This window comes from Halomarinibacterium sedimenti, from assembly GCF_019312585.1.
Classification (GTDB): domain Bacteria; phylum Bacteroidota; class Bacteroidia; order Flavobacteriales; family Flavobacteriaceae; genus Halomarinibacterium; species Halomarinibacterium sedimenti.
The window spans coordinates 103,638-117,244 of sequence record NZ_JAHWDP010000004.1 but is presented as its reverse complement, the minus strand read 5'-3'; the positions used below and the strand labels follow the sequence as shown (position 1 = coordinate 117,244).

Here is a 13,607-nt window from a genome sequence, read left to right as displayed (position 1 = left end):
GGTTTAAGTTCTTTGCACCGACAAAAACTTAAAACGATTTACATGAAACTTTTAAAGTTTGCCTTTTTGGCAATTTTATTTTCCACACTTACTATTGAAGCTCAAGAAATAAGTGACACTTCATTTGGAAAAGGAATCATTAATTACACTGCAAAAGATAGTACTTTTAGCATCAAATTTGCTCCAAGGATCCAATTTCGTTCTGAAACGAACTGGGATTATAATGGTAATAATTATAATAGCCCAGAGCATAATTTTTTAATAAGACGTGCTCGTTTAAAATTTGATGGATGGGCATACTCACCTAAACTTGAATATAAAATTGAATTAGGTCTTTCTAATAGAGACATTTCAGGAGCAAATGAATTTAACCGAAATACACCTAGATACATATTAGACGCTGTAATTATGTGGAATTTTTATGAAAATTTCGAATTATGGGTAGGACAAACAAAATTGCCAGGAAACGTAGAACGTGTTGTTTCTTCAGCAAATATGCAATTAATAGACCGATCCTTACTAAACAGCCGCTTTAATATTGACCGTGATATAGGAATGCAATTACGTCACCACGCAAATTTGGGTGGAGATTTTATAATTCGTGAAAAAGTTGCCGTTTCACAGGGAGAAGGTAGAAATATTACCGAAGGAAATGAAGGGGGATTACAATATACCGGTAGATTAGAATTCCTTCCATTTGGATCATTTAAATCCAATGGAGATTATTTTCAAGCAGATTTAGCAAGAGAGGCTTCGCCAAAATTAATGATAGGAGTAACGTACGATTTAAATCAAGATGCTGTAAAAACTAGAAGTAATTTAGGTTCCTATATGTTTTTGGAAGATGGCTCTTTATACGAAACCGATATTACCACTTTGTTTGTTGATACCATGTTTAAATACAAAGGTTTTTCATTTATGGGAGAATATGCTAATAGAGATGCCGAAAACCCTGTAGCCATGGAAGCAGACGGAACCGAAACTGGAGATATTGTATTAGTAGGTAATGCATTAAATTTACAAGCTGGTTATTTATTCAAAAATAATTATGAAATTGCAGGAAGGTTTACTACCACAGATTATAATAAAATTACTAGTAGACTAGGTGAAGAACAGTATACTTTAGGTGTTTCTAAGTATATTGTAGGCCACAAACTTAAAGTTCAATCTGATGTAAGTTATACTACCTTAAAAGGTGATGCAGATAGTATTGAATTTAGAATAGGTTTTGACCTGCATTTTTAATAAAACGTAACAATTTGATAACAGGTAATCATAAATTAATTAAGAATTTTGCCCGAAAATAATTTTTAAAAAATGGATAATATTTACATTTTAATGCTTGTAGCTTTAGCGGTTTTAGCTATTGTTGATTTAGTTGTTGGTGTTAGTAATGATGCTGTAAACTTTCTAAATTCTGCAATTGGTTCTAAAGCTATTCCTTACCGTACCATTATGATTGTTGCGAGTTTAGGAATTTTTATTGGAGCCGTTTATTCCAGTGGGATGATGGAAGTTGCTCGTAAAGGGATTTTTATCCCTGGAGAATTCTATTTTGATGAAATTATGATAATATTTTTAGCCGTAATGATTACGGATATTTTATTACTAGATTTCTTCAATACCCTTGGAATGCCCACTTCCACTACAGTATCCATAGTTTTTTCTTTACTAGGTGCTACTGTAGTAATGGCACTTATAAAAATTGGCGCGTCCTCTTCGGAAACGATGGCTGATATAGGAAATTATATAAATTCTGAAAAGGCAATAGAAATTATCACTGGTATTTTACTTTCAGTAGTAATTGCTTTTACCCTAGGAGCACTGGTTCAATGGTTATCTAGGCTTGTATTTTCGTTTCATTACGAACAAAAAATGAAGAATTTTGGAGCCATTTTTGGGGGGTTAACCCTAACCGCAATTAGCTATTTTATCTTTTTTAAAGGACTTAAAGGAGCTCCAAATTATAGTGCTTTTAAAGAAATTCTAGCTACAAATTTTTGGATAGTAATAGGAATTGGGTTTCTTTTTTGGACTGCCTTTTCAATATTATTTACTAAAATATTTAAAAAAAGCATCCTATTGGTAGTAATAGCAATTGGGACATTTGGGTTAGCATTAGCGTTTTCTGGAAACGATTTAGTTAACTTTATTGGTGTTCCTATGGCTGCATACCATAGTTATGAAGCTTGGTCTGTCTCTGGAGAAGCGGCTAATGCATTTTCAATGAATGTTCTTGAAGAAAAAGTCCCTGCAGAACCTCTTTTATTATTTATCTCAGGTGCCATTATGGTTTTAACGCTTTGGTTTTCCAAAAAGGCAAGAACTGTTACCGAAACAGAAATAGGGCTCTCTAGACAAGGAGACGGGGCAGAAAAATTTAATCCTAACATCTTATCTCGTGCTGTTGTTAAAGGAAGTACAAAATTAGCTTCATTATTAGGGGGTGCCATACCTCAGTCTACACAAGATAAAATTGCCAAAAGTTTCGAAAAACCAGAGGTAAAAATCCCAGCTGGAAAAGCTCACGAAATACCTGCATTTGATTTGATTCGTGCTTCTATAAACCTAACGGTAGCTGGTATTCTTATTGCCATTGCCACTTCAATGAAGTTGCCTCTTTCCACTACCTATGTAACTTTCATGGTAGCTATGGGTACCTCATTGGCAGATAGGGCTTGGGGACGTGAAAGTGCGGTATATCGAGTAGCAGGAGTACTAAACGTCATTGGAGGCTGGTTTTTTACAGCGTTCAGTGCTTTTGTAGCTGCGGGAACCTTAACCTATATCATTTATATAGGAAGAGGACCTGCAATTGCTATCCTATTATTAGTCGCATTAGCATTATTAATAAGAAATTATTTGTCACATAAAAGAAAAGGAATAGAAAAACTAGATAAATCTGGTTTGAAAAAGTCTGAAAGTAAAACAGTACAAGGAATTATTTCTGAAAGTGCAAATAATATTTCAAATGTTGTTTCCAGAACAAATAAGATTTATACAGAGGTAATTAAAGGTCTTGCAAAGCAAGATGAAAAGAAACTTAAAAAGACAAAGAAGGGAGTTGAAAAACTCGATAATGAAATTGAAGATTTAAGAAATAACATATTCTATTTTATTAAAAATCTTGATGATACAAGTGTAAGAGGTAGTAACTTTTATATCATTATACTTGGATATTTAACCGATGTGGCTCAGTCCTTAGAATATATAACAAAAAAGAGTTACAAGCATGTTAACAATAATCACAAGGCCTTAAAATTCAATCAAATTAAGGACCTTCAAGAAATAAATGCTTCATTCGAGCACCTATTAATGGATATTGTAAATATTTTTGACACCAAGGATTTTGAAAGACTTGAAGGTATTTTAGACCGAAAAGAAAAGGCTTATGCAGATATCTCAGCAAAAATTGAGAAGCAAATTCAAAGAACTAGAACGGAAGAGTCTAGTCCAAAGAATACCACACTTTATTTCAATTTATTAATGGAAACTAAGGATCTTGTGACAGCTCTTATCCACTTAATGGAAGAGTATTACAATAGTTATAAAAAGAATTAATTTGTTTAAATTCTTAAAAAAACCCTCCTTTATTGGAGGGTTTTTTATGTTCCATTTTCTAATAAACTATCTTTAGTAGTAAATAACAACTCTGCTACGGTGATGAGTTTCTTAATAATATCATTAACAGTATCATTATCATTAATTAAAGAAGAAGCCATGGAAACACTAATGAGATTTTGACGTATTAAACTATTAATAGATTCATTAGAATGATGGTATTCCTGTTCCGCTTCTTGTTTTAGCTTACTTAATTTTAAATAATATTTATCTTTCTCATCTTGCTCAGCAAATAGATAAAGTACTCTTATAACTTTAGCGATTTTTTTACGGTATTTATAGTATTCTTTTTTAACAAATTCATTTTCAGAATTAAAGTACTTGGTAACATTCTTATTTAGCCCAACACAATTTTTAACTATCTCAACCATAACTCTATTGGCTAATTTAACTTCCGAAATTTCTTTAGTTTGGTTTTGGGTAAGTTTTAAACTACTCTGCCCCTTTGTTGCATACTCAATAATCTTCCCATAAATATTTTTTACTTTGGTGTAATACAAATTATCTACATCTGTTTTTAAGTCTTGTTTATTCTTCTTTACTACCTTTTTAATTTTAGTTTCAGATTTTAAATCTGTTGAAATAATATTCATTGCTTTTGAAACTATTTCAAGAATTGAATTTTCAAACAAATATTTCGATTCATTTTTTAATGAATGAATTAATGTTTCCGGAAATTCCAGAACGCTATTCATAAGAAATTTAGGCTCATCCATTTCTTTCTCAACAATTTCTTTTTCTGGCACTAATCGTTCCACAATTTTTGCTATAGGCTTGATGAACCACATCAATAAAAATGTATTACAGATATTGAAAATGGTGTGAAACAAAGAAATTGCAACAGGAATAGCAGCAGCAGTAAGATAAGGAGAATCCGAGCCTGTTTTTAAAGAAACCCAAGTAACTAATTTTAGGAATGGGTAAAATAAAATAAGCACCCAAATTACCCCAATAATATTGAATAAAAAGTGCGCTCTTGCCGTTCGCTTTGCTTGGAAGTTTGCTACTATTGCAGCTAGATTGGCCGTAATGGTTGTTCCTATATTTTCCCCTAAAACCATCGCGGCGGCCAATTCGAATGAAATCCATCCTTGCGCCGTCATAATTAACGTTAATGCCATAGTAGCACTGGATGACTGAATTATTACAGTTAATAATGTTCCTATAAGTAAAAAGATTAATATAGACCAAAAGCCTAAATCTGTGTAGCTCGTTAAAAAAGCTAAAATCTCAGGATTGCTTTTAATATCTGGTACAGCATCTTTTAAGAATTGTAATCCTATAAATAAAATGGAAAACCCAATTATAAAGGCACCCCAATTTTTTAATGAAGGCTTTTTTGAGAAAGTAAAAGCAAAACCAAAACCCACTAAGGGTAATGCAATAGCACTCATACTAACTTTAAATCCTAAAATTGTTATTAACCAAGCTGTAATTGTGGTGCCAATATTGGCCCCCATAATAACACTTATTGCTTCTGTAAGTGTTAACAATGAAGCGTTAGAAAAACTAACAACCATAAGGGTTGTCGCAGAGGAAGACTGTATAACAGAAGTAATTAAGAACCCCGTAAAAATACCCATGTACTTATTGGAAGTCATGGTTGCCAATATCTTTCGCATGCGATCGCCAGCCAAATTAAGAAGGGCGTCGCTCATTACTTTCATTCCGAAGAGGAAGAGACCCAGAGACCCAAATAATTGTAGAAAGTCGGTAAACCCGTAATTCATAAATCGTTGTTCTTGCCAGGTTTAAAAATAGCAAAATTGAATTTTCTTGAACTGATAAAAATCAGATTTCAAAAAAGTGAATCTAATTAGGGATTAAATTGAACATTTTTAAAATAAAAAAGGAGCGCCGTTGGCGCTCCTTTTTATATACACTAAACACTTAAAAATTAAGAACCACACATTAAACAATCTTCATCATTTTCGGCAGCATTTTTAGACTGCGCCAATAAATCCTTTAGCTCTTTTGCTGTTAATGGTTTTTCTGAAGCAGCAGAAACAGCCTCAACTTTTGCTTCGGCTACAGCTTCCACAGGTTCTTTTTTGGTTTCATTATTTAAAGTGAACTTAATAGCATCTACAGCACTCTTCGTTCTTAAATAATACATTCCTGTTTTTAAGCCACTCTTCCATGCGTAAAAATGCATAGATGTTAGTTTTGCCATATTCGCATTTTCCATAAATAAGTTTAGAGATTGTGACTGATCTATAAAATATCCTCTATGACGAGACATATCGATAATATCTTTCATACTCAGCTCCCAAACCGTCTTATATAGTTCTTTTAACTCTTGAGGAATTCCTTCAATATGTTGGATAGATCCATTGGCACGCATGATTTCTTCTTTTAAATCATCATTCCATAGGCCTAGTCCAACCAGGTCCTCTAACAGGTGTTTGTTCACTACAATAAATTCTCCAGAGAGTACTCTACGGGTATAAATATTGGAGGTATAAGGCTCAAAAGCTTCGTTGTTCCCTAAAATTTGAGAAGTAGATGCTGTAGGCATTGGAGCTACTAACAATGAATTACGAACCCCATGCTTTTTAATGTCTTTTCTCAATTTTGCCCAATCCCAACGACCGCTTAATTCTTCGTCTTTAATATTCCAAAGGTTGTGTTGAAATAATCCTTCAGAAATAGGAGAACCTTTATAGCTTTCATATGGACCGTCTACTTTAGCTTCCTCCATGGAAGCTGTTACTGCTGCAAAATAAAGCGTTTCAAATATTTCTTGATTTAATTGCTTTGCCTCGTCACTTGTAAATGGCATGCGTAGCATAATAAATGTATCTGCCAATCCTTGTACTCCTAAGCCTACTGGACGATGACGGAAATTCGAATTCTGTGCTTCAATTACGGGGTAGTAATTCCTGTCAATTACACGATTCAAATTCTTTGTAACCCGTTTGGTAACTCTAAAAAGTTCTTTATGGTCAAATTCACCATTTTTTACAAACATAGGTAACGCAATAGATGCCAAGTTACAAACTGCCACTTCGTCTGGAGAGGTGTATTCTAAAATCTCTGTACAAAGATTTGAAGAACGAATGGTTCCTAAGTTCTTTTGATTACTCTTTCTGTTTGCTGCATCTTTATAGAGCATATAGGGTGTTCCCGTTTCAATTTGGGATTCGAGAATTTTCTCCCAAAGCTCTCTTGCCTTTATAGTTTTTCTACCTTTATCTGCTGCTTCATATTTTAGGTACAATGCTTCAAATTCTTCACTGTGTACATCAAATAATCCCGGGCACTCATTAGGACACATTAAAGTCCACTCTGCATCTTCCTGCACTCGTTTCATAAACAAATCTGGAATCCACATAGCATAGAATAGGTCGCGAGCTCGCATTTCTTCTTTTCCGTGGTTCTTCTTTAAATCTAAAAAGTCGAAAATATCGGCATGCCATGGCTCAATATACATGGCAAAACTTCCTTTTCTCTTTCCTCCTCCTTGGTCCACGTATCGAGCTGTATCGTTATAGACGCGCAACATAGGAACGATTCCGTTTGAGGTTCCGTTGGTTCCTCCAATGTACGATCCTGTTGCTCTAATGTTATGAATAGACAGTCCTATACCTCCTGCAGATTGTGAAATTTTTGCAGTCTGTTTTAAGGTATCATAAATGCCGTCAATACTATCTTCTTTCATTGTTAGTAAGAAACAAGAAGACATTTGTGGTTTTGGCGTTCCACTATTAAATAAGGTTGGGGTGGCGTGCGTGAAGAATTTCTTCGACATCAACTCATACGTTTCCTTAACCGCAGCTAAATCGTTTAAATGTATCCCAACCGAAACACGCATGAGCATATGTTGTGGACGCTCTGCGATGTTTCCGTTTAATTTTAATAAATACGAACGCTCTAGCGTTTTAAAACCAAAATAATCGTAGTTGAAATCTCTATTGTAAATAATAGCAGAGTCTAGCTCATCTGCATTATTTTTAATGATTTCGTACACTTCATCACTTAAAAGAGGGGCTTTTTTTCCTGTTCTTGGGTTAACATATTCATATAAATCTGTCATGACTTCAGAAAAAGTCTTTTTGGTATTTTTATGAAGGTTAGAGACTGAAATTCTTGCAGCTAACTTTGCATAATCTGGGTGTGAAACTGTCATGGTAGCGGCAATTTCTGCGGCAAGATTATCCAATTCACTAGTAGTGACACCATCGTATAATCCTTCAATAACACGCATGGCTACCTTTACGGGATCCACTAATTCATTGAGTCCATAACACAGTTTTCGTACTCGAGCCGTAATCTTATCGAACATTACGGGTTCTTTCCTGCCATCTCTTTTTACTACATTCATTTTGCTAGAGGTTTTTTAGTTTTTTGAAAAAATTATTTCTTACGCAATCATTAAAAAGCGCATTATCAAAGCTTTAAAAAAATCCGCCCTTTGGGGAACAGACGGAAATTATTTAAAAGTCTGCGTCGAAACTTATTTTATTCGACTCTTTATCCATGTTTGTTACACCAGCTTTTTGGTATTCTGAAACTCGCTTTTCGAAGAAATTGGTCTTCCCTTGTAGCGATATCATATCCATAAAGTCAAACGGATTGCTGGAGTTATATTCTTTTTCACATTGAAGTTCTACCAATAATCTATCGGTTACAAACTCCAAGTATTGTGTCATTAGTTTTGCATTCATCCCTATTAAACTCACTGGAAGCGATTCGGTGATAAATTCTCTTTCAATATTAAGAGCATCTACAATAATTTCACGAATGCGGTCTTTTGGCACTTTGTTTACTAGGTGGTGATTGTGAAGATGTACTGCAAAATCACAGTGTACCCCTTCGTCTCTAGAAATTAATTCATTAGAAAAAGTAAGTCCAGGCATGAGCCCTCTTTTTTTCAACCAAAAGATGGAGCAAAAGGCTCCAGAGAAAAATATGCCTTCCACAGCAGCAAAAGCTATAAGTCGTTCTGCAAAACTTGGGCTATCGATCCATTTAAGCGCCCAATCTGCCTTTTTCTTTATCGCTGGGAAATTTTCAATAGCATTAAAAAGCTTGTCCTTTTCCTTATCGTCTTTTACGTAAGTATCTATGAGTAACGAATAGGTTTCACTATGAATGTTCTCCATCATAATTTGAAATCCATAGAAAAATTTAGCTTCACTGTACTGAACTTCATTTACGAAATTCTCTGCCAAATTCTCATTTACAATGCCATCACTAGCAGCAAAAAAAGCAAGAATGTGCTTTACAAAATAGCGTTCATCATCACTCAATTTATTGGTCCAGTCGGTTAAATCTTGATGAAGATCTATCTCTTCTGCGGTCCAAAAACTGGCCTCACTTTTCTTGTACCATTCCCAAATATCGTGGTGTTGAATGGGGAAAATTACAAATCTGTCTTTGTTTTCTGCTAAAATGGGTTCTACTGCACTCATGTTGTCCTTTCCGTTTTTAAAAATTAATGAAATTTTCTTGTTACTAGGGACTAACAAATATGAAAAAAATTAAAACGGAAATGGGGGAAAGTTGCTTCGGGTTTTTAACAAAGTTTTCAACACGTACGTAAATGCATTGTTATTATTGTTTTGTTAAAAAACATATTTATATAATTGATTTTCAACTATTTATAATTGTTTTGCTTTAGTTATAAACATTCTGAAAATTGTTCGTTGAAAACCCTAAAAGTTGCCCATTCTACTAAGCGTGAGAAACAATTTTATACGGTTTTAACATGCTTATTTTTTAACAAATTTGATTGACCATATTTTTTATTTTTTTTAGAAAAAAAGAAAACCAGAGACTCACTCTGGTTTTAATTAGCACTAAAAATGAATAAAATTATCCCAAATTTTGAACATCTAAATCATCTATCGCTTTCCATGTTTCATCTAAATCCATGTTACGACCACTAGCATTTATATAAAAACGATCATCTTGCATAAATTGGATAGTACAATTGCTTCCGTCTTTACGATATTCTTCAATCGCTTTTACACCCTTCTTTTTTATAGATCTTTTTACTTGTGTTTCCGTTTCTTCCTCAAAATCCTGTGAAAAGAGCATACGCATTCCTGCGGTTGCTGCAGCTCCCATTTCGCCTGCACCATCAATTATTTGTATTTTAAATGTTTTTGATTTGTCTTCGTTAGAATAACTTGCTTCAATAGATGCAATTTTCATAAAGCTAGTTTGCCCAGCTTTGAAAGAAGTACGCTTCATGCCGTTAATTTCATCTGGCAACCAAGCTTTCAGTTCGTCATTAGTAAGGGGTGATATCTCTTTTAATTCTTCGATATCCTCTTGCATATCGTTGAGCTCCTCAATAGCACTATTAGTATTACTGACATTTTGTTTAGCCTCTTTAATTTTTTTTGAAACTGGATTATCTTTACAGCCAACAAAAAACAATAAGGCTACAATTAAAAAGAGTGAATTTTTCATAATTGGAATAGTTAGTAGTTAGACTACTAAAATAATGAAAATGAAGTGAATAGCAACTAATAATCTGAAGCAACTTTCTCTAACTCTGTATACCAGTCTTCCCCAAACTTTCTTATTAAAGCATCTTTTACAAATTTGTAGACCGGCACTTTTAGTTCTTTACCAAGCGTACATGCATCATCACAAATAGGCCATTTATGATAGTTTACGGCCGCAAACTCACTGTATTGCTGTACTCTCACGGGGTATAAATGACACGAAATCGGTTTTCTAAAATCAACTGCGCCCGCATTATAGGCATCTTCAATACCACAACTAGCAATTCCTTTATCGGTAAATGTTACATAGGCACATTCTTTACCATCTACCAAGGGGGTTTCCAACTCATCCAATTCGTTTACAATGTGCGTTCCTTGGTTTTCAATGGCAGAAATTCCTTCAGCGCGAAGGAATGGTTTCACTTTGAGATAAATTTCCTTTAAAATTTCAACTTCCTCTTTAGTAACGGGTGCTCCCGCCTCGCCTTCGATACAACATGCGCCTTTGCACGCATGCAAATTACAGACGAATTCTTTTTCGATTAAATCTTCGGATACTATGGTTTTCCCTAGTTGAAACATGTCGCAAAGATATTACTTTACAACAGAATGGAGAAGATTGTAATACTAAATAGATTATCCATTTAAAACCACTAATTTTGCACTTTAAACACCCCATTAATGGAATTTAATTTTAAACAAATTGCTACGGCTAGTATGGTTTTGTTTGCTGTAATAGATATTATAGGAAACATTCCTATTGTTATCTCTCTTCGAGAACGTGCAGGGCATATTCATAGTGAAAAAGCCTCTATAATTGCTGCAGTATTGATGATCGTTTTCCTTTTTATAGGAGAGAGTATTTTAAAGCTTATTGGTATTAATGTAAATGAGTTTGCTGTGGCTGGGGCGTTTATACTCTTTTTTATTGCATTGGAAATGATTCTCGGCATTACGCTTTTTAAAGACGATGGAAGTAGCCCGGACATGGCTTCGGTTTTTCCTTTAGCATTTCCTATGCTTGCGGGACCGGGAACTCTTACAACATTACTTTCTTTAAGAGCTGAATATGCTGTGGAAAATGTGATTGTTGCTGTAGTTGTAAATGTGATTATAATTTACATTGTTTTAAAAACCTCAAAGAAGCTACAACGAGTTTTAGGGAAAAATGGAATTTCTATTATTCAAAAGATATTTGGGGTGATACTTTTAGCAATTGCCGTTAAATTATTTACTTCAAACATTCAAGAATTATTTAATTAATTTAAAATGAAAATCTTTAGGTATATTATTATTGTAGTAGCATTAGCCTTACTTATTTACAATGCTACCAAGCTTAATTTCGAAAGTCTTTTTGTAGGAGACAGCAAAGTTGCTATTATTTGCATATTAGCCTCTGCTTGTGCCATTTTACTCATGGTGATTCTAAACATTTCGTATAGAATAAAAGGAAATAGAAAGGTGTAAATTACTTCTCTGAGGCCTTCTTTTCTAGCTCTAAGACTTTTTTTAGCATAGCATCGTCTGCATTTAGAATAAATTCATACGCGTTTGGTCCGTATAATTGCTGCGCAATATTGGCTTTTAAAGCCATTTTTAATTCTTCTTGGTAGTTACTTAAATCTATTTGAGCTTCCTGAAGCCTAGAATACACTACAAAATCTTCGGCCAATTTATCAGACACTTTATAATTCTTTTTGAAGTCTTCGTAAGATAATTTGTTAAACTGAAACCGGTTGTTTTCTAAATATTCAAAAATAAAGTAACTCATAAACCCATTACGGCTTACATAATTGAGTGTTTCATTTTCAATGCTGGTATCCTTTGGGATAAAAACATCTGGGATAATTCCGCCGCCACCATAAACCACTTTCCCTTTTGGGGTCACATACTTTAAAGAGTCTGCAACTTTCATACTATCTGCGTGAATGAGCTCCCCATTTCTATAGCGGTTTTCGTAATCGCTGTAATAATTGCCATTTCCTTCGCCATAGGGTCTTTGTATGGATCTTCCTGTTGGGGTATAATAGCGAGCAATGGTCAATCGCACAGCGCTTCCATCGCCCAATGCCATTTCACGTTGAACCAGTCCTTTTCCAAAAGACCGACGCCCAATAATAATTCCTTTGTCATTATCTTGAAGTGCTCCTGCTACAATTTCGCTTGCCGAAGCAGAGTTTTCATTAATTAAAACATACAGCTTTCCTTTTTCAAAATCTCCTTTACGGGTTGCATAGCTTTTATCTTCATCACCGACTTTATTTTTGGTAATTAACATGAGCTTATCATCTTCCAAAAATTCATCCAAAACTCTTTCGGCTGAAGAAATATACCCCCCTGGATTATCGCGTAAATCCAACACCAAGGTCTTCATTCCTTCATCCTGCAAATCGTCAAGGGCATTTTTAAATTCGGCATAGGTACTCTCGGAGAAACGATTGATTTTAATATAGCCTGTTTTTTCATTTAGCATATACGAAGCATCCACACTAATAATGGGAATTCTTCTTCGTTTCAATTTAAAATCGAGTAGCTTTTTCTCACCCTTTCGATAAACCTTTAAATCTACTTTCGAATTAATTTCTCCTTTCAAAAATTTTGAAATACTGTCCCTATCGATACTTTCTCCAAACAGTTTTCTATTATTGGCATATAAAATTCTATCCCCACCTTTAATACCAACTTTTTCGGCACTTCCTCCTTCAATGGCACGAATAACGGCAATAGAATCCTTGTACACATAAAAGCTAACTCCTATTCCCACAAAATTACCGCGCATATCATCGGCATTGTCTTCGTATGCAGACACTGGGATATACACCGAATGTGGATCGAGATTCTCCAGAATACCATTAACCGTAACATCTACAATGCTATCGGTATTTACGTTGTCGACATATTCGTAATCTATATAATCGATAAGCCTATTGAGCTTGTCTTTTTTTGAATTGGTTGCGAAAATCTTTTCGTTGTTGTCCTGGAAGTTCAACTTTGAACCAATAAATACCCCTACCGCCACGGCAATTCCTATATAAAGAGGTATGTATTTTTTTGAATGTCCCATCTTAATCCAGCTCTTGAATATGTGTTATTTCAACGCCAGCTTTCTGTAAAAATTTTATCCCGGAGTCATCTTTATATGCTTCGTTATACACCAATCGAGATATCCCTGTTTGATGAATTAACTTACTACATTGCTGGCAAGGTGACATGGTGATATATAGTGTCCCCCCTTTACAGGATTGTGTCGATGATGCCACTTTCGATATGGCATTGGCTTCGGCATGTAATACATACCATTTTGTGTAACCATCGTCGTCTTCGCAAATATTTTCGAATCCTGTGGGAGTACCATTATACCCGTCACTAATGATCATTTTATCCTTTACAATGAGTGCCCCAACCTGTCTTCGCTTACAATAGGAAAGTTTACTCCATTCGCGCGCCATACGTAAATACGCAATGTCGTATTTTAATTGTTTTTCTTTCTTCATACTACTAATAGACAGCGAATTTACTTGGAAGTTA

At 34.5% G+C, this 13,607-nt stretch carries 11 protein-coding genes; 4 read left to right on the top strand and 7 right to left on the bottom strand.

Annotated features, from left to right (window positions below; translation table 11 throughout):
* The first annotated feature begins 42 nt into the window (after window positions 1–42).
* Together KXJ69_RS10570 and KXJ69_RS10565 are read left to right on the top strand one after the other, a co-directional pair.
* Complete coding sequence (locus tag KXJ69_RS10570; protein ID WP_219053081.1) at window positions 43–1,245, top strand: porin; 1,203 nt, start codon at window positions 43–45, stop codon at window positions 1,243–1,245.
* Window positions 1,246–1,317: 72 nt separating this feature from the next.
* Entirely contained in the window at window positions 1,318–3,561 is a 2,244-nt protein-coding gene (locus KXJ69_RS10565; RefSeq protein WP_219053080.1) for an inorganic phosphate transporter, read from the top strand.
* 44 nt (window positions 3,562–3,605) lie between these two features.
* Here the strand turns inward: KXJ69_RS10565 and KXJ69_RS10560 are convergent, their stop codons facing one another.
* The 5 genes from KXJ69_RS10560 to KXJ69_RS10540 all read right to left on the bottom strand — a co-directional run bounded on the left by KXJ69_RS10560 (window position 3,606) and on the right by KXJ69_RS10540 (window position 10,661).
* The gene (locus KXJ69_RS10560) at window positions 3,606–5,351 is read right to left on the bottom strand and encodes a Na/Pi cotransporter family protein (protein ID WP_219053079.1); all 1,746 of its coding nucleotides are present in this window, start codon (window positions 5,349–5,351) and stop codon (window positions 3,606–3,608) included.
* A gap of 167 nt (window positions 5,352–5,518) precedes the next feature.
* On the bottom strand, window positions 5,519–7,945 hold the full coding sequence (locus KXJ69_RS10555; protein ID WP_219053078.1) for a ribonucleoside-diphosphate reductase subunit alpha: 2,427 nt from the start codon (window positions 7,943–7,945) through the stop codon (window positions 5,519–5,521).
* Window positions 7,946–8,057: 112 nt separating this feature from the next.
* Complete coding sequence (locus tag KXJ69_RS10550; protein WP_219053077.1) at window positions 8,058–9,035, bottom strand: ribonucleotide-diphosphate reductase subunit beta; 978 nt, start codon at window positions 9,033–9,035, stop codon at window positions 8,058–8,060.
* A gap of 403 nt (window positions 9,036–9,438) precedes the next feature.
* Complete coding sequence (locus KXJ69_RS10545) at window positions 9,439–10,041, bottom strand: putative periplasmic lipoprotein (RefSeq protein ID WP_219053076.1); 603 nt, start codon at window positions 10,039–10,041, stop codon at window positions 9,439–9,441.
* 56 nt (window positions 10,042–10,097) lie between these two features.
* Window positions 10,098–10,661, bottom strand: a complete 564-nt coding sequence (locus KXJ69_RS10540) for a DUF3109 family protein (protein WP_219053075.1) — start codon at window positions 10,659–10,661, stop codon at window positions 10,098–10,100.
* A gap of 99 nt (window positions 10,662–10,760) precedes the next feature.
* Here KXJ69_RS10540 and KXJ69_RS10535 point away from each other — a divergent pair, with 99 nt between their 5' ends.
* Both KXJ69_RS10535 and KXJ69_RS10530 read left to right on the top strand, forming a co-directional pair.
* Window positions 10,761–11,342 (top strand): MarC family protein, encoded by a 582-nt coding sequence (locus tag KXJ69_RS10535; protein ID WP_219053074.1) that lies wholly within the window; start codon window positions 10,761–10,763, stop codon window positions 11,340–11,342.
* 6 nt (window positions 11,343–11,348) lie between these two features.
* On the top strand, window positions 11,349–11,546 hold the full coding sequence (locus KXJ69_RS10530) for a hypothetical protein (RefSeq protein WP_219053073.1): 198 nt from the start codon (window positions 11,349–11,351) through the stop codon (window positions 11,544–11,546).
* A gap of 1 nt (window position 11,547) precedes the next feature.
* Here KXJ69_RS10530 and KXJ69_RS10525 read toward each other — a convergent pair whose 3' ends face one another.
* Window positions 11,548–13,143 carry a S41 family peptidase gene (locus KXJ69_RS10525; protein WP_219053072.1) on the bottom strand — a complete coding sequence of 532 codons (1,596 nt, stop codon included), beginning with the start codon at window positions 13,141–13,143 and terminating at the stop codon, window positions 11,548–11,550.
* A gap of 1 nt (window position 13,144) precedes the next feature.
* On the bottom strand, window positions 13,145–13,573 hold the full coding sequence (locus KXJ69_RS10520) for a deoxycytidylate deaminase (protein ID WP_219053071.1): 429 nt from the start codon (window positions 13,571–13,573) through the stop codon (window positions 13,145–13,147).
* Window positions 13,574–13,607: the final 34 nt, after the last annotated feature.